17 protein-coding genes are annotated in these 16,918 nt (G+C 69.4%); 3 read left to right on the forward strand and 14 right to left on the reverse strand.

What is annotated here, in order from left to right:
* Positions 1-3: 3 nt before the first annotated feature.
* The 9 genes from ACIOHP_RS00915 to ACIOHP_RS00955 form a co-directional block, all read right to left on the reverse strand.
* Positions 4-1,491 carry a histidine kinase gene (locus ACIOHP_RS00915; protein WP_401882088.1) on the reverse strand — a complete coding sequence of 496 codons (1,488 nt, stop codon included), beginning with the start codon at positions 1,489-1,491 and terminating at the stop codon, positions 4-6.
* Between the two features lie 16 nt (positions 1,492-1,507).
* Positions 1,508-2,395: a DUF5936 domain-containing protein gene (locus ACIOHP_RS00920; protein ID WP_361548690.1), complete on the reverse strand. Its 888-nt coding sequence runs from the start codon at positions 2,393-2,395 to the stop codon at positions 1,508-1,510.
* A 14-nt stretch (positions 2,396-2,409) separates the two neighbouring features.
* Entirely contained in the window at positions 2,410-3,354 is a 945-nt protein-coding gene (locus ACIOHP_RS00925; protein WP_401882090.1) for a type II secretion system F family protein, read from the reverse strand.
* Positions 3,355-3,364: 10 nt separating this feature from the next.
* Positions 3,365-4,702: a CpaF family protein gene (locus ACIOHP_RS00930; protein WP_327719136.1), complete on the reverse strand. Its 1,338-nt coding sequence runs from the start codon at positions 4,700-4,702 to the stop codon at positions 3,365-3,367.
* A gap of 62 nt (positions 4,703-4,764) precedes the next feature.
* Complete coding sequence (locus tag ACIOHP_RS00935) at positions 4,765-5,130, reverse strand: TadE/TadG family type IV pilus assembly protein (RefSeq protein ID WP_361548685.1); 366 nt, start codon at positions 5,128-5,130, stop codon at positions 4,765-4,767.
* Position 5,131: 1 nt separating this feature from the next.
* Entirely contained in the window at positions 5,132-5,518 is a 387-nt protein-coding gene (locus ACIOHP_RS00940) for a TadE/TadG family type IV pilus assembly protein (protein ID WP_401883084.1), read from the reverse strand.
* Between the two features lie 14 nt (positions 5,519-5,532).
* Positions 5,533-6,786 carry an AAA family ATPase gene (locus ACIOHP_RS00945; RefSeq protein ID WP_361548683.1) on the reverse strand — a complete coding sequence of 418 codons (1,254 nt, stop codon included), beginning with the start codon at positions 6,784-6,786 and terminating at the stop codon, positions 5,533-5,535.
* A gap of 7 nt (positions 6,787-6,793) precedes the next feature.
* Entirely contained in the window at positions 6,794-7,501 is a 708-nt protein-coding gene (gene cpaB, locus ACIOHP_RS00950) for a Flp pilus assembly protein CpaB (protein ID WP_361480207.1), read from the reverse strand.
* 40 nt (positions 7,502-7,541) lie between these two features.
* Positions 7,542-8,393 carry a hypothetical protein gene (locus ACIOHP_RS00955; RefSeq protein WP_361548679.1) on the reverse strand — a complete coding sequence of 284 codons (852 nt, stop codon included), beginning with the start codon at positions 8,391-8,393 and terminating at the stop codon, positions 7,542-7,544.
* A gap of 292 nt (positions 8,394-8,685) precedes the next feature.
* On the opposite strand from ACIOHP_RS00955, the gene ACIOHP_RS00960 reads away from it, so the two are divergent.
* Positions 8,686-10,374: a chitinase gene (locus ACIOHP_RS00960; RefSeq protein ID WP_401882094.1), complete on the forward strand. Its 1,689-nt coding sequence runs from the start codon at positions 8,686-8,688 to the stop codon at positions 10,372-10,374.
* Between the two features lie 42 nt (positions 10,375-10,416).
* Here the strand turns inward: ACIOHP_RS00960 and ACIOHP_RS00965 are convergent, their stop codons facing one another.
* From ACIOHP_RS00965 to ACIOHP_RS00975, 3 genes are all read right to left on the reverse strand, one after another.
* Positions 10,417-10,962, reverse strand: a complete 546-nt coding sequence (locus ACIOHP_RS00965) for a hypothetical protein (protein WP_401882096.1) — start codon at positions 10,960-10,962, stop codon at positions 10,417-10,419.
* A gap of 3 nt (positions 10,963-10,965) precedes the next feature.
* Positions 10,966-11,256: a hypothetical protein gene (locus ACIOHP_RS00970; protein WP_401882098.1), complete on the reverse strand. Its 291-nt coding sequence runs from the start codon at positions 11,254-11,256 to the stop codon at positions 10,966-10,968.
* Between the two features lie 207 nt (positions 11,257-11,463).
* Entirely contained in the window at positions 11,464-12,624 is a 1,161-nt protein-coding gene (locus ACIOHP_RS00975) for an RNA-guided endonuclease InsQ/TnpB family protein (RefSeq protein WP_401883087.1), read from the reverse strand.
* 293 nt (positions 12,625-12,917) lie between these two features.
* Here ACIOHP_RS00975 and ACIOHP_RS00980 point away from each other — a divergent pair, with 293 nt between their 5' ends.
* Positions 12,918-13,427: a SigE family RNA polymerase sigma factor gene (locus tag ACIOHP_RS00980; protein WP_307026465.1), complete on the forward strand. Its 510-nt coding sequence runs from the start codon at positions 12,918-12,920 to the stop codon at positions 13,425-13,427.
* 84 nt (positions 13,428-13,511) lie between these two features.
* A complete protein-coding gene (locus tag ACIOHP_RS00985) occupies positions 13,512-14,783 on the forward strand; it encodes a hypothetical protein (RefSeq protein WP_401882100.1) in 1,272 nt (423 codons plus the stop codon).
* Here the strand turns inward: ACIOHP_RS00985 and ACIOHP_RS00990 are convergent.
* Complete coding sequence (locus tag ACIOHP_RS00990) at positions 14,759-16,084, reverse strand: Nramp family divalent metal transporter (protein ID WP_401882103.1); 1,326 nt, start codon at positions 16,082-16,084, stop codon at positions 14,759-14,761. The genes ACIOHP_RS00985 and ACIOHP_RS00990 overlap by 25 nt on opposite strands.
* 169 nt (positions 16,085-16,253) lie before the next feature.
* Positions 16,254-16,739 carry an ATP-binding protein gene (locus ACIOHP_RS00995; RefSeq protein ID WP_401882105.1) on the reverse strand — a complete coding sequence of 162 codons (486 nt, stop codon included), beginning with the start codon at positions 16,737-16,739 and terminating at the stop codon, positions 16,254-16,256.
* Between the last annotated feature and the right edge of the window lie 179 nt (positions 16,740-16,918).

Consider the following 16,918-nt stretch of genomic DNA (forward strand, 5'->3'; position numbering starts at 1 on the left):
TGGTCAAGCGCTGCCTGGGGACGGTGTCGTCAGCGGGAGTTCCAGGCGGACCTCCGTGCCCTTGGTGTGGGTGCCGCGGCCGATGCGGATGCGGGCGCCGAGCGAGGCGGCTCGTTCGACCATGCCCACCAGGCCGAAGTGGCCTGTGCTGCGGAGTTGTTCGAGGGTGGTGCCCTGGGGCAGGCCCCGGCCGTCGTCGTAGACCGACAGGCAGAGCAGGTCGCCGTGGACTCCCGCGCTCACGTCGACCCGGGTCGGGTCCGCGTGGCGGTGGGCGTTGTCCATCGCTTCCGCGGCGATGGTGAGGAGTTGGCGGGCGACGGCCGGCGGGATGAGCGGCGTGTCCTCCTCGCCGGTGGGGTGGTAGGTGGCCGCGAGGTTCGTGCGGGTGCCGAAGTCCCTTGTGCGGTCCGCCAGTTCCCTCAGTACGTCGGTGGCGTCCGCCTCCCGGCGCAGGTCTGTCAGGAGTTCGCGGGATTCGGCGGCTGCCCGGCGGGCCGAGCGGGCCACCAGCTCCGCCTGTTCCTTGACCAGCGTGGGGTCCATGCGGTCGGCCGAGGCTGCCAGGCCGTCCGCCGCCAGGGCCACGCCGTACAGGGTCTTGGCGACCGAGTCGTGCATCTCCCTTGCCAGGCGGGCCCGTTCCTCGGCGATCGCCTCCGTGACGGCCAGGCGGGCCTGGACCTCGGTCAGGGCCTGGGTGGCGGCGCCGAAGCGGAACATCAGGTTGCGCAGGGCCGAGCCGACCGCTCCGGCGATGACGCAGAGGCCGGGGAGGAGCAGTCGCTCGGCGACGGTGGTGGCCGGGTTCTGTGTCGTCGCGTAGACCAGGAGGAAGATCAGGGACTGAAGGCTCGCGAAGACCGCGGCGCCTCGCCAGCCGTAGACGATGCCGGCGAGGAGGGGGGTGCAGACGCTGACGTAGGCAAGCGTGGTGTCGGGGCCCGCGGAGATGAGGAGCAGGGAGCCGAAGAGGGTGTCCGCGGCGAGGAGGGTGGGGTGCCGGAGGAGGAGGGGGCCGAAGCGTTCCCAGTCCCTGAAGAGGACGTACGAGCCCATGAAGGTGGCGACCACCGCGGCGCCCACCAGGCGGGCGCCCAGGCCCGGGTTGGCGTTGAGGAGGGCGGCGGGGGCGGCCAGGGCGATCATGGCCAGACGGAAGCCGAAGACTTGGCGGGCCAGGGCCTGTAGGGCGTTGACCTGGATGGGGATTGCGGGTGCGGCGGCCTGAACGGGTGCGTCCGCCTGTGCGGGAGCGCCAACCCCTGCGGGAGCATCAGTCCGAGCGGGAGCGTCAGCCCATGCGGGAGCCTCAGCCCGAGCGCGGGCGCCAACCCCTGCGGGAGCTTCAGCCGGAGGGACTGGCCCCTGTGGGGTGCCTCCACCGGCTGCCGCCGTCCGTGGCTGCCTCGGCACACCCGGCAGCGGCCCCTCCAGCGGCTCCACTGGCCGTCGCCGCCACACCCCCCGGCGTTCCCCGGTCATCGACATCCTCGTCACCCGCCCCCTAGTCGCCCGTGATCGAACCGAAGTCGGTCCCCGAGCCCAGCACCAGGCCCGCGCCCAGGAGGATCATCGTGGCCGGGACCATGAACGTGGTGATCATCATCGTGGCCTTGGGGACCGCGCGGGCGGCCTTGCGGCGGGCGTTCTGGGCGTCCGTGCGGCGCATGTCCTTGGCGAGGGCGACCAGGGTGTCGACGATCGGGGCGCCCAGTTCCTCGCCCTGCTGGAGCGCCGTGACGAACATGGCCACCTGTTCGGAGTCGTTGCGGCGGCGCAGTTCCTGGAAGGCCTGGCGGCGGCCCATGCCGAGGTCCATCTGGCGGAGGGTGATGCGGAGTTCGTCCGCCCAGGGCCCCTCGTACTTCATCGCCACCCGGTCCAGCGCCTGCCTGAAGCCCAGGCCCGCGCTCACCACGACCGCCAGGACGTCGAGGAAGTCCGGCAGGGTCCGCTCGATCACGTCCTTGCGGATCCGGATCGCCGACCAGATGCCGACCTCCGTCCAGAACGCCCCGAAGGCGAACAGCAGGAGGGCCACGAGGAACTGTCCCCGCATCAGGAAGACCAGGCCGCCGAAACCGCCCAGGAAACCATAGACCGCGCGGCGGGCCGCGTAGCGGTCGATGGTCAGGCCGCCGGGGTTGCCGGCCAGGTCGATCCTGCGGCGGTACTTCGCGACCTGCTTGGGGCCCATCAGGCGCAGGACGGCGGGCGCGTAGCGCATGCCGAGACGGTCGATCAGCGAGTCCACCGCGCCGGTCCGCGTGGCGCCGACCTCCAGGGCGAGGAGCAGGTCGCCGGGGAGTTTCGCGTCCGCCCGGTACATGCGGATCCCGGCGAAGACGCCCCAGACCCCGAGGCCCATCAGCAGGGCGAGAAGAAGTGCCATCTGTGTACGCCCCCTCAGACGTCGATACGGGACATGCGGCGGATCAGGACGAACCCCACCGCGTAGAGCGCGAAGGCGATGATCACCGCGGCCTGGCCGGCCGGGGAGCCGGTCATACGGTCCAGGGCGCCGTCCTTCACGCCGTTCATCAGGAAGAGGGAACCCACTCCGAGGACCGGGACGGCGTACGACGTCATGTTGACCTGCGCCAGTTGGGTGCGGACCTCCCGACGGGTCTCCTTGCGCTCCTCCAGCGTCTCCGTCAAGTTGCGCAGCGCACCCACCACTTGGCCGCCCGCCCGGTTGGAGAGCACCAACGTCGTCACCAGGACCACCAGTTCGCGCGACGGCAGGCGCTCCGCCATCTCCCCCAGCGCGTCGTCCAGGGAGGCGCCCAGCGCCAGCTGGTTGGCGACCTTGCCCAGCTCCTCCCCGGCCGGTGCCTCCAGTTCCTCCGCCGCCATGCCGATCGCCGTGCGCAGGGCGAGGCCCGCCTGGGTGGCGTTGGCCAGGATCCGGGACATTTCGGGGAGTTGGTTGATGAACTTCTCGATGCGTTTCTGGCGCTGCCAGTTCAGGAACTGCACTGCCACCCAGATGCCCAGCAGACCGGCGAGGGGGCCGAAGAAGGGGGCCAGGGCCGCCTGGCTGATCAGCCACAGGCCGGCCGCCGTGGCCAGCATGTAGACGAAGAACTCGCCCGGGGTGATGTCCAGGCCCGTCGCCGCCAGCCTCAGTTCCAGTTTCCTGCCGAGCTTGGTGCGGCGCAGCCGGCGGTCCAGGGACGGGAAGCGGCGCCGGCGGCCGCCCGCCTGTATCTGGCCCGACGCCGAGAGGCGGTCGACCAGGGCCTGGCGCTGGGCCTTGCCCATGGCGTACGCGTGCAGGCCCGCCACGGCGAGGACACAGGTCAGCAGGGCGATGCCCGTGGTGAGCGTGATCAGCGAGTCGAGTTCCATCGGGCGGTACCTACCTGGCTTCTCGGGTCGTCAGTTCGAGCGCGGACTGGGCCACGCCGAAGGCCTGGGGGATCGGCTGGCTCGCCATGTAGAGGCGGTCCGCCGTACGGCGTGGCAGCGGGAAGTACTCGAAGGCGCCGTGGACGCGGCCGTCCGCCGACATGGGCTGGGCGTGGAAGCGGGCCGCCGTGGTCAGGCGGTAGGGCTCGGCGCCGTGGCTGTCGAGGAGGGCGATCTCCGTGATGCGGCGGGCTCCGTCGGGGAACCGGGTCAGCTGGATGATCACGTCGAGCGCGCTGTTGATCTGGTCGTGCAGCGCTTCGAAGGGGACCCCGACCTCGGACATCGACGCCAGGGTCTTCAGACGCATCAGAGCGTCCTCCGTGCTGTTGGCGTGGACCGTGGCCAGTGAGCCGTCGTGGCCGGTCGACATCGCCTGGAGCATGTCCAGGGACTCGCCGCCGCGGACCTCACCGACGACGATGCGGTCGGGGCGCATCCGCAGGGAGTTGCGGACCAGGTCGCGGATGGTCACCTGACCCTTGCCCTCGACGTTCGGCGGGCGGGACTCCAGACGGATCACATGCGCCTGCTGGAGCTGGAGTTCCGCGGAGTCCTCGATGGTGATGATGCGTTCGCGCTCCGGGATCAGCCCCGACAGGGCGTTGAGCAGGGTCGTCTTCCCGGTGCCCGTCGCGCCCGACACGATGATGTTGAACTTGGCCTGCACCAGGCCCGCGAGCAGGTACAGCATGTGCTCGTCCAGCGAGCCGAGGCCGATCATCTCCTGGAGGGTGAAGGAGCGCGGGAAGCGGCGGATCGTCAGGGTCGCGCCCGTCAGCGACAGGGGCGGGATGATGACGTTCACGCGCTCACCGGACGGGAGGCGCGCGTCCACCATGGGATTCGACTCGTCCACGCGCCGGTTGACCGTCGAGACGATCCGCTCGATCGTCTGCATCAGCTGGTCGTGGGAGGGGAAGCGGAGCGGCAACTGCTCCACCCGGCCGCCGCGTTCGACGAAGATCGCGTCCGGGCCGTTGACCATGATCTCGGTGATGGACGCGTCCTCGAGGAGCGGCTCCAGGATGCCGAGCCCCAGCGCCTCGTCCACGACCCTGCGGATGAGCTGCGAGCGCTCGACCGTCGACAGCACCGGGCCCTCGCGGCTGATGATGTGCCCGAGCACCCGCTCCAGGCGGGCCCTGCGCTCGGCGGCCGCCAGCGAGCTCATCTCCGCGAGGTCGATCTCCTCCAGGAGCTTGGCGCGGTACGAGGCGACCAGGTGGCCGTCCTCGCCCCGGCTGCCGTTCTCCTCGGGGGTGCTGATGCGTGCCCGCAAGCTCATGGTGCTCCTCGTTCAGCCGAGTTCAGCCGAGTTGATGCAAGTCCGCCCGGTTTCAGCCGGGTTCAGTGGTCGAGCGGCATCGTCGCCGTCTTGTTCGCGTCGCCGAAGTCCCAGCCGGGGACGATGGAGGGGATGTCGACGGTGGCGGTGACGGTGACCTCGTCGCCGCCCTGCGCGGCGGAGCAGGCGACGGACAGCCAGTCGCTGACCGCGGTCGTGCAGCCCTCCTGGGCGCTGTTCTCCAGCGAGGCCGCCCGCGCGCCGGCCCGCGCCGCCGTACCCGCCTGCTGTGCCGTGTAGGCGATGAGCCCGATCTGTACGCCCGCCATCGCGACGAGGATCAGGATCGGGATGAAGCCGAGGTACTCGATGGCGACCTGGCCGAGGTCGGCACGTCGGCGGTCGCGGACTTTCCTGTCGTACGACATCTCAGTCCTTCTCCTCCTCCACCGCTCCCGCGTGGCCCTCGACCGTGAACGGGAAGCCGATCGCGCCCGGGAAGAGGACGGGGACCCGGAGTTCGACGTCGGCCGTGACATAACCGCCGCCGGTGCCACAGGTCACCGTGCCGTCCCACGCGTCCGGCAGCTTCTCCAGGCCCGCCGCCTCGCACGCGCCCTGCCGCTCCCCCGGGCTCGCCGCCGTTCCCGCCCGTACCGCCTCGTCCGCAGCATTCCCCGCGAGCGTGAAGGTGTACCCCACCAGCACGAACTGCCACAGCAGCACCAGGGTGATGATGATCAGCGGGGTCATGCCGAGGAACTCGATGGTGACCTGGCCGGAGTCCCGGCGCCCCATGACCCCGAGCCGCCTCATGACCCCGAGCCGCCTCACGGCCCCAGCTCCTTGCGTCGGCGGAAGCCCACCGCGGCCCGGTCGCCCCTGGACCGTCCGCCCTTGTGTGCTCCCTCGGCCGGCTTGACCAGTCCCAGTTCCCCCGCGAGCCCCCACATCGCCTGCTTCACGACGCTCTTGTTGTCGAGCTCGTGGACGCGTCCGGCGTCCACCACCGATTGCAGTTCCTTGAAGTTGGCGGGGATCGCCACGCCCGCGACCGGCGTGCCGGTGATCTTCCGGACCAGGGAGGGCTGGATCTCGGTTCCGCGGGTGTGCCGGTTGACGACGACCGTCGTCTCCTCGGCCTTGCGGATCTGGAGCCGGTCCCACATGCGGACGGTCCGTTTGGCGCCGCGTACCGCGATCACGTCGGGCGTGGTGACGAGCAGGGCCGTGTCCGCCATCTCGACGGCCGCCGCGCCGGCGCCGCCGATCTGGGCGCCGCAGTCGATGACGACGATCTCGTAGCGGGAGCGCAGGGCGCTGACGATCTGGCGGACGGCCCGGTCGGTGACCTCCTCGCCGCGTTCGCCCTCGCCGGGGGCGAGCAGCAGGGCGAGCCCGGTGTCGTGGCGGAAGACGGCGTCGGCCAGCACGCGGGGGGAGATGTCGGTGATGGTGGCCAGGTCGGCCACCGAGCGGCGGAACTGGACGTCCAGGAAGGAGGCGATGTCCCCGGTCTGGAGGTCGAGGTCGACCAGGGCCGTGCTGCGGCCGGACGCCTGGGCGGCGAGGGCGAGCTGGATGGCGGTGAGGGTGGTCCCCACTCCGCCTTTCGCGCCGCTGACCGTGACGACCGTGCCGCCGACTCCGGTGAACACGTCGACGGTGCCGCCCAGATGACGCCGTACGCCCACCGACCACTGGGCGACCGCCTGGACCCGGATGGCCAGTTCCTCGTAGCTGAGCGGCAGTGCCACCAGGCCCCGTGCCCCGTAGTCCATGGCGGCCTGGAAGAGGCCGGGGCTCGCGTCGGAGGTGACGAGGATGACGCCGACCGCGGGGAAGCGCAGGGCGACCTCGCGGATCAGTTCCAACGCCGGGACCGGTCCGATGCGTTCGTGGACGATCACGACCTCGGGCAGCTCGTCGAAGGACTCGGCGGCCAGGCGCGCGAGGGTGTCGACGAGCTGGGTGGAGTCGACGACCGGGGCCACCGGTTCGGCGTCCGGGAGCTGGCTGAGCAGGGTGGTGATGGAGCGGACCGCGTCCGCGTCGCCTACCGCCGGCAGGATCCTCGTGGGCATACGGCTCTCACTTGTCCTTCGCGAGTTCGTACGTGCGGTCCTGGTCGGGGACGGTGCCGGTCTCGCCCGGCGCGACCAGTGCGAGCCGGACGCGCTTGGCGAAGGACTCGGCGTACGTGATGCGCTGGGCGTCGATGGCGGAGAGCGCGAAGGTGATGGGGACGGCCTCGGTGGCCTCGCGGGTGCGGTCGTCGGCGTCGGGCTGGAGCGGGGTGAGGTCGCCTACGTCGAGGACCTTGGCGTTCGTTACGATGATCTTGGACTGGTCGGGAGCACCCTCCCGCTCACCCTCGAAGGTGGCGTACACATTGACTGTGGAGTTCGGCGTGATCTTGCCGGCCACACCGGTCGCCGCGTCGATCATGATGGCGACCTCCTGCTGCCCGGGCTGCAGAGCCGGCTGTGCCACGATCATGTCGCTCTGCAGCAGGGAGCCCTTCTTCAGGGCGGTGACCGCGATCTTGCCGTCGATCTCGCGGAGATTGCGGACCGCGTTGTCGGACAGCCATCGCTCGGGCATCTCGATCTTCTCGAACTGGGCCGTACTCAGCGGTTTGTAGGGCTCCACGTTCGTCTTGAGCCGGTAGGCGGTGACCTCGGGTCCGACCTTGGACTCGGCGTCGTCGATGACGGACAGGACGCCGGCGAAGGCCGCGAGGGCGCAGACGGCCGACAGGATCAGGAGTATGACGCCGCGGCGCTGACGGGAGTTCATGAACCGGACAACCTCATTGGGGGATATCGGTCGACAGGGCTCACCCGGCGGTGAGTTGGTTCTGCTGGTTATCGGTGAGCGGTGATGTGGCGGAACAGAACACACAGCGGTCGCCGATCACATCGATGCCGCACCAGTGGCAGGCGCTTTGGCGGACCGAGGTGACCAGTTGGTAGAGGACCGAGAGGTCGGGCAGGAACGAACAGAACTCGATCACTTTCGGGGTGCCCCACCACGACGCCGACTCGGCGGGGAGCGGGACCTCGCGCAGCCCCTGCACGTTCCAGGACGGGGCGAGGGTGGTGGTGACCCAGTCGGACTGGAACTGTCCCTTGGCGACCAGCAGGGCGGTGGCGAACTCGGGGCCCTTCAGGGCGGCTTCGGGGCCGATGCGGACCATTTGCGGTTCGGGGTGGGCGATCACACCGAACTGACTTCCCGGGACCCATGACTTGGCATGCGCCTTGAGGTCCACGGGAACGCGGTCGAGCTTGGTGACGGAGCCGAGGACCGCCCCGGCGTGGATGTAGTGGGTGAGCAGCCGGCCCGCGGAGGCGAGCACGCCGGGGCCGAGGTCGCAGGAGGCGAGCTGCCGCAACTGGCGGGCCAGGACGGCCAGCCCGAGGGGCGGCAGATCGGGGCGGAACAGGGCGATACGGTCGCTCTCCAGGAGGGACCGTACGGTGTGCAGGCGCCGCTCGACCGCCTTCGGCACCGCCTGGGAGCAGACGACGATCACATGGCCGTGCTGGTCGATGAGCGCCTGGAGGCCCAGCAGCGTGCGTTCCAGCGGTTCCTTGTCCAGGCCCTTGAGCACGACGGCGGGCACGGTTCGCTCGTCCTGCGGCGGCAGCGCCATGTCGGCACCGGTCACGGCAATGGCAGTTGGCACGCGCAGCTCCCCGTTCCCATGCCCCGCCGGCCCGACCGGCGTTACTCCGGCACACCCAGTCGACTTCACTGCGTGACTACGTCAGCACTCTAGCCACGCCCATGTGACCGGAGAACAGCGTTTCTTCAGCTGATGGCAACTGTTTTTGCGCAAGGCTCCCCAAATCAGGGCGGATTGCATATGCCGATGACCCGCGGGAGGGCCCGCGGACCCGCGGTGAACCCGCCGCGAAACCGCAAAGATGGTCTGGACCTATTGACGGACACGATTGGTCTGGACCAGTCTGCTTGTCATGGCCATACTCAGACGACGCTCTGCTCGCTTCTGGTCGGCAGCGGTTCTCGCAGCCCTCGCCCTCGGTGTGTCCGGCACAGGCCAGGCCTCCGCCGCGGATGTCAACAATGCCAAGAACGCCGGCTTCGAGTCCGGCCTGACGAACTGGACCTGTACGGCGGGGAGCGGGGCGGCCGTCTCCTCGCCGGTGCACGGCGGCGCGGCAGCGCTGAAGGCGACGCCGGCCGGGCAGGACAACGCGAAGTGCACGCAGACGGTGGCGGTGAAGCCCGGGTCGACGTACACGCTCAGCGCGTGGGTGCAGGGCGGGTACTCCTACCTCGGTGTGACCGGCACCGGTACGACGGACGTGTCGACGTGGACACCCGACTCCACGTCCTGGAAGCAGCTGTCGACGACCTTCACCACCGGCGCCGCGACGACCTCGGTGACGGTCTACACGCACGGCTGGTACGGGCAGTCGGCGTACTTCGCGGACGACGTCTCGGTGTACGGCCCCGACGGCGGCGGTGGCACCGACCCGGCGCCGACGATCCCGGGGGCGCCGGGCGGCCTCGCGGTCTCCGGTACGTCGTCCTCGTCGGTGTCGCTGTCCTGGAACACGGTCTCCGGCGCGACCGGGTACAACGTCTACCGCGGCGGTACGAAGGTGACGGCGGTGACCGGCACGTCGGCGACCGTGACCGGGCTCGCGGCGTCGACGTCGTACTCCTTCCAGGTCACCGCGACCAACTCGGCGGGTGAGTCCGCGAAGTCGGCGGCGGTGACGGGGACGACGACGGCCACCCCGACCGGTCCCGCGCTGCCCAAGCACGCCGTCACCGGCTACTGGCAGAACTTCAACAACGGGGCCAAGGTCCAGAAGATCTCCGACGTCCAGTCCCAGTACGACATCATCGCGGTGGCCTTCGCGGACGCCACGACCACTCCGGGCGCGGTGACGTTCAACCTCGACTCAGCGGGGCTGGGCGGTTACACCGTCGACCAGTTCAAGGCGGACATCGCGGCGAAGAAGGCTGCCGGGAAGAAGGTCATCGTCTCGGTCGGCGGTGAGCGGGGGACGGTCGCGGTCAACGACTCCACCTCGGCGGCGAACTTCGCGAACTCGGTGTACTCGCTGATGCAGACGTACGGCTTCGACGGCGTGGACATCGACCTCGAGAACGGCCTCAACGCGACGTACATGACACAGGCGCTGCGGTCGCTCTCGTCAAAGGCGGGCTCGTCCCTCATCATCACGATGGCCCCGCAGACGATCGACATGCAGTCGACGTCCAACGCGTACTTCCAGACCGCGCTGAATGTGAAGGACATCCTCACGGTCGTCAACATGCAGTACTACAACAGCGGTTCGATGCTCGGCTGCGACGGCAAGGTGTACTCGCAGGGCTCGGTGGACTTCCTGACGGCCCTGGCCTGCATCCAGCTTGAGGGCGGCCTCTCCCCGTCCCAGGTAGGCCTGGGCCTCCCGGCCTCGACGAGCGGCGCGGGCAGCGGCTACGTATCCCCCACGGTCGTCAACAACGCCCTCGACTGCCTGACCAAGGGAACGGGTTGCGGCTCCTTCAAGCCGTCCAAGACCTACCCAGACCTGCGCGGCGCGATGACCTGGTCGACGAACTGGGACGCGTCGGCGGGCAACGCGTGGTCCAACGCGGTCGGACCGCACGTGCACGCGCTGCCGTAGCGGAAGGGGCGGAGCGTGGAGGTGGGCAGACCACCTCCACGCTCACCGCCGGAGCAGCTCACCGATGGGCTTCAGCACGTCCTCGGCCTCCCGGATCACGAAGTCGGCATGTCCGCCCACCGGGTTGTCGTGGCAGAAGCGCTGCCATTCGTCGATCAGCTCAGGGGAGCACCGAAGGCGCTGCGTGACCGCTCGGGCGAATTCCGCCGGATCCAGCTGCGGTGGATCGACCTCCTCGATCAGCTCTCCCAGGCTGCCGTACCCCGAAATGTAGTCGCACGGGAGAAACAGCAGCCGATCGAGCCAGTCTCGCGGGCCGAAGGCGTCATCCAGATCCGCCCGCCAGTCGGCATGCCCCAGCTGCGCCGACATGAACAGGTCCCGCCAATCGATCTGCATCTCCTCGATCGCACGGAAAAGCCTGTCCGCATCGCCATTCGCCCGGATGACGACGGCGGCCGTCACTCTCTCCGACGCGACCTTGCGAAATCTTCCGGCCTCGGCCTCCTTCAGCAACCAGATGACCGTATCCGCGTCGGACCCGTACTGTTCCGCGATCCTGACGGCGATGCGATGGGTGACTGCCACGCCTCAACCCCTCGGCCTGTAGTACCCCAACACCGCGGCCAACCCCGCGAACCACTCCCCCATACGTTCCCGCGGCTTCGCCTCCACCACGCACTCGTAGAAGTTGCCGTCGACGTGGACGACCGCGAGCATCAGCGACTTGCCGTTGGGGCTCGTTTTGTAGTGGACGCTGCGGATCTCCGGCCAGTCGAACTCGGCCTCGACGCCGTTGAGTTCCAGGGTGACTCCGGAGGAGTCGATGGCCACCGAGCTGCGGCGGTCGACGGCGAGGAATTCCGGGCCCGCCGGTATCAACTGAGGGGCATACAGAGGTGGCGGTGGGCCGAAGCCCTGGGGTGGCTGGTGATGGTACGGCGGGTGCGTCACAACGAGTCCCCCGGTGGGCGGCTGATGCATCGGTTTCGGTAGGGAAACCTACCTGGCCGTGAGCTGCCTCCACCCAAACCACCGCATCAATGAATTGAAGGCTCCCCTCCTCCCCGGTGGGAGGGGATTCCTGGCTCAGGCGGCCCCCTGGAGCGGCGCTCCAGAGGGTCTTACGCCCTCGACACCAGCCGGGTTCAAACCTGCCCGGACGAGCATCACGCGCGCGGAGTTTTTGTCCCGAGGTGAGACGAGCCCGCACGCGGTGCAGGTGTAGGTACGTTCTGACAGCGGCAATGCGTGCTTGGTTCTCGCTCCGCACTGCGCGCAGTCCATGGTGGTGTGCGCGGGGTGGACAAGACGGACGTCCCGCCCGTGCCTGCGACCCATCTCCAGCAGGGCCGTCTTGGTGGCGCCGATGGCGGCGTCGGCCGCCTTGCGGGCCATGGTGGTTCGGCTGAGGAACTTCGGGCGGAAGTCCTCCACCGCGATCGCGTCGTGGTCCCGGACGACTCTCTTGGCCCACTTGCGGCCGGTGTCCTGCCGTTGGCGGGCGATCTGCGCGTAGGTCTTCGCCCGCCACTTCTTCGCCTCGCGGTAGCCCTGCGAGCCGCACTGGCCCTTCTTGGGCTTCCTGCGGGCCATCATCCGGTCGTACCGCGACAGTTTCGCCCGGGCCTTCTTCCCGTGCTGGGCGTGCGGGAGGTCGTGGGCGTCGGAGGTGGTGGTCGCGGTCTCCTTCACGCCCCGGTCGATGCCGATCACCGCACCGGTGGCAGGGAGCGGCTGGACTTCGGCAGGGACGACGAAGGAGGCGTACCAGTGGCCGGGACCGTCCTGGTAGATCCGTACCGAGGACGGGTCGGCGGGCAGGTCCCGCGACCACACAACGGTCAGCGCGATCCCGCCCGCCAGGTGCAGGCGCCCGTCCTTGAGCCGGAAGCCGCGTCGGGTGTAGTTCAGGCTCGGGAGCGCCTCGCGCTTCTTCTTGTGTTTCGGCATCCCAGCCCGCTGTCGCAGCGGCAGCCGCTCCCGGATGTCCTTCTGCGCCTTCGCACGGGACTTGCCGAAGTCGCGGATGATCTGCTGCTGCGGCACCGAGCTGCCCTGACGCAGCCACGAAGTATCCATCCGCGCCTTGGTCAGCATCCTGTCCAGTTGCGCCGGACCACAGGTCAGTTTCTCCCCAGTGGCCTTGTTGTACAGGTAGATGGCCTTGGACTTGGCTACACACTCGTTCCAGAGCCATCGGCAGCGGTCCCACTCGGCCAGCAGCGCCGCACAGGCGGTCGACGACATGCGCAGCCGGTACGTGTAACGCGCGTATCCGACCTCACCAACTGCCCCCACCTGTCCCGCGCCCTCCCCGCCGCGTCCCGTCCGGGACGCTGTGATCGCCCGAACCTGCCAATGAGACCGTACGTACGATCACCGCACACTCATACCTCGTTCGCGCGATCATCACCCGATCCAGTGATCGGCGACACGCACGTTCGCAGTCTCGCCAGAAACGGATGAAACATTTCCCCGGGGCCACTGCATCAATAGAGCGAAGGGGATGCACGCCGGGCACCCACGAGCAGGGGGAACACATGAGACAGGTCCTTGCGGACCAGTACGCGGAGTTCGCGGCGGCACGCGCGGGGCATCTGTACCGCTCCGCGTGCCTGCTCACCGCCGGGGACACGTATCTCGCCGAGGACCTGGTGCAGGAGACCCTGGGCCGGCTGTACATCAGCTGGCACCGGGTGGCCCGGGTCGGCAACCCCGCCGGGTACGCGCAGACCGTCCTCACCCGGGCATTCCTCGCCCACCAGCGGCGGCGCAGCAGCAAGGAGCGCGCCACCGCCGAGTTCCCGGAGCAGGCCTACGCCGACCACGGCGACGTCCCGCTGCGCCTCACGCTGCTCCAGGCGCTGGCCCGGCTGCCCGCCAAGGACCGGGCGGTGGTCGTGCTGCGCTACTGGGAGGACCGCTCGATCGAGGAGACCGCCGACGCGATGAACGCCAGCTCCTCCGCGGTCCGCACCCGCTGTACCCGCGCCCTCGGCCGGCTGCGGGAGCTGCTGGGCGAGGACCTCGGCGAGTACGCCCGCTTCTGACGGCCCCACCCGTCCCTGCCCCCCTCGACTCATCCACACCTGTGACTTCTCATCCTTCACACCTCGGGGAAACGGTGGTTAGCCATGCCCGCTCAACAGCAAAGTGATCCCTTCGAGGACCGTGTCGCCGCCGAACTGCGCGATGTCGGGGGCCAGTTCGACGCCGACCCGCACGCGCTCACCACCGCGGGCCTCGCCCGTGGCCGACGGCTGCGGTTGCGGCGCCGGGCCGCCGTCGTGGGCGGCGCGGCCTCCCTCGCGCTCGTCGGGGTGGGCGGGGCGCTGCTCCTGCCCGGTGGCGGTTCGGACCCGGACCCGTCCTCGGTGGCCTCGAAGCCGAGCGCCACGGCGACCGTGCCGCCCGTCTCCGGCCAGGAGCTGATCAGCACGCTCAAGGAGCAGCTCGGGTACGGCAAGTTCAGCCAGGAGACCGGTCGCGGTACCGAGGACGCGCCGTACGCGTGGCTCGTGTGGGACGACGGGGACGGGGGTTCCGTCGTCTCCGTGAGCATGGACCGGGTCGAGCCGGGCACCGAGCAGGCCCGGCAGTGGACCGAGTGCCCGGACAAGACGTTCACGCCGTACGACAGTTGCCGGACGAGCCGGCTGGACAACGGCTCCGTGCTGCGGATCTTCCAGGGGTACGAGTATCCCGACAAGCGGGAGCCGACCAAGCACTGGACTGCCGACCTGGTCACGCCGAAGGGCCAGCATGTCGCGGTGTACGAGTGGAACGCCGAGGCCGAGAAGGGTTCGCCGGTCACCCGCGAGAACCCGCCGCTGGACGCCGCCGAGTTGAAGAAGCTGGTGACCGCGCCGGCGTGGCTGACGGCGGTCGACGCCATCCCCGAGGAGGACAGGTCCTCGCTGGCGAAGCCGGAGGAGACGTCCCCCGGCAGCGGCGACATCCGCAAGGATCTCGCTTATCTCATGCCCGACGACGTCGAGGTGGTCTCGAGGGGCGGTGACGCGTCCGGGTGGGGCTATGTCGTCGTCGACGACGGCAAGGGCAAGAGCCTCGTCGAGATCAACGTCCAGCCGAACATGGGCGACCTCACCGGCGAGAGCATCTTCGAAGGCGCCGAATCCCTTCCCGACGGCACGATGCTCGTCACCCGCGAGGACGCCGGTGACAAGGATGTCTCGGGCACCGTCAGGTGGACCGTCGACACGGTGCGGATCAACGGTCTGCGGGTGGTGATCAGCGCCCTCAACGCGGGCGGGCCGCACGACGCGCCGAGCCGTGACAAGCCCGCCCTGACGATGGAGCAGCTCAAGAAGATCGCGCTCAGCTCGAAGTGGGGGCCGGGCCGCGAGGAGTCGCAGACCGGTCAGAAGAACTCCGACCAGGGCTGATCCCAGATCTGCTTCACGCACAGCACCAGGAACAGCAGTCCGGCGATCACCAGCATCCCGTTGCTGATCAGGCCGTTGCGCCATTCGGCCGGTGTGCGCGAGGAGTTGAGCAGCCAGATCAGCGTGCCGGCCAGGAAGGGAAGGAAGGCCGCGCCCAGAACGCCGTAGAGGATGATCAGGCGGAAGGGCTGGCCCTGGAAGAGCAGGACGATGGGCGGGAAGGTCAGCCACAGCAGGTACGCGCGGAAGGGCCAGGAGCGTTCGCGCGCGCCGGAGGCGACCTCCTCGCCCGTCACCTTGCTCTCGCCCTTGTCGCGGAAGCGGGCGACGAAGTCGGCGAACATCAGGCTCACGCCGTGCCAGACGCCGATCAGGGAGGTGTACGAGGTGGCGAAGAAGCCGATGAGGAAGAACTTGGCGGTCGCCGAGCCGTACTTGTCCTCCAGGATGTCGCTGAGCTGGATGAGCCCCTTGTCGCCGCTGGCGATGGCGATGTTCGCCGAGTGCAGCATCTCGGCGCCGACGAACAGCATGGAGATGACGAAGATGCCGGTGGTGGCGTAGGCGACGCGGTTGTCGAGCCGCATGACCTTCATCCAGCCGGTGTTGGTCCAGCCCTTGGCGTTGACCCAGTAGCCGTACGCGGCGAGGGTGATGGTGCCGCCGACGCCCCCGATGAGGCCGAGGGTGTTGAGGATCGAGTCCTTCTCGTCGGGGAGGACGGGCAGCAGGCCCGCGAAGGCGTCCCCCAGGTTCGGGGTGACGCGGATGGCCAGGTAGACCGTCACCACGAACATGACGCCCACCAGGACCGTCATGACCTTCTCGAAGACCGCGTACTTGTTGAACCAGACGAAGACGAGGCCGGTCAGACCGCAGGCGACGGCCCACCACTTGAGGTCCATCACGTCCGGGAACAGCGCCTGGAGCGGGAGCGCGCTGGACGACATCGCGGCGGCGCCGTAGACGAATCCCCAGATCACCACGTAGGTGACGAAGAACCACGAGGTCCAGCGGCCCAGGCTCGCCCAGCCGTCGAAGAGGGTGCGGCCGGTGGACAGATGCCAGCGGCCGGCGGCTTCGGCGAGGGAGATCTTGACGAGGCAGCCGATGACGGCGGCCCACAGGAGCGTGTAGCCGAAGTTGCTGCCCGCGATGAGGGTCGCGACCAGGTCTCCGGCGCCGACGCCGGTGGCCGCGACGACGATGCCGGGGCCGATGTACTTCCAACTGGACTTACGAGGTCGGGAGTCGCCGGATGATGCCTGGGTGTCCGTGGGGTTGCCCGTGGTGTCCGCCATGCAGGTCAAGAAAGCCCAAAGCGGCCTGCCCGGCAAGAGGGCCTGCGTGGATCTTCACCCGATGCCCGTACTCGGGGGAAAAGGGTCGGGCCCCGGCGGCTGGGCGAGCGCACCGGGGCCCGGGCTGTGGTTCCGGGGAGCCTGAGGCGGCGTATCCGGAACTCTCGGGTCAGAACGACTGTCGCCGACCACAGTCGTCGGACCCGCACGTGCCGAGCTCGAACCACACGGTCTTGCCCGGCCCGTCCTGGTGGCAGCCCCAGCGCCGGGCAAGCGCATCCACCAGGAACATCCCCCGGCCGCTCTCCGCGGTGCCCGCCCGGAGCACCCGGGGAGTGCGGCGGCCGACATCGGCGACCTCGCAGCGCAGCACGCCGTGCGAGGCGGAGAGGGTGAGTCGGAAGCCGCTCGCCGAGTGGAGGAGGGCGTTGGTGGCGAGTTCGCTGACGAGCAGCTCGGCCGTGTCCAGCAGGTCCTCCCGGTCCGCGAGCCCCCACCTCTCCAGCTGTCGGCGGACCGTGGCGCGGGCCTCGCGGACGGCGGCGGGACGGGGGGCGTACTCGACGCTCAGATGGCCTGCCCCCAAAGGGGGTTGGGGATACGAGGCGTACCGAGGATCGGGGTCCGGGGGGCGGGCCCCGGAGAGTTGCAGCATGGGAGCAGGATGTCCGCCGCGACCGTGACACACACGGGGAGGAATACCCGATTCACGACCTACGTGCGTCAGTTCGGGATCGGGCCACGGCCGCCGGGTTCCGGCCACCGCGCCTTTATTGACTCTTGACCTGCTCATGCCATAGGCGCACGATGAGCGCCGCACCCGCACCTGTGAGT

Origin of the sequence: Streptomyces sp. NPDC087859, from assembly GCF_044742595.1 — a bacterium.
Lineage (GTDB): Bacteria > Actinomycetota > Actinomycetes > Streptomycetales > Streptomycetaceae > Streptomyces > Streptomyces canus_F.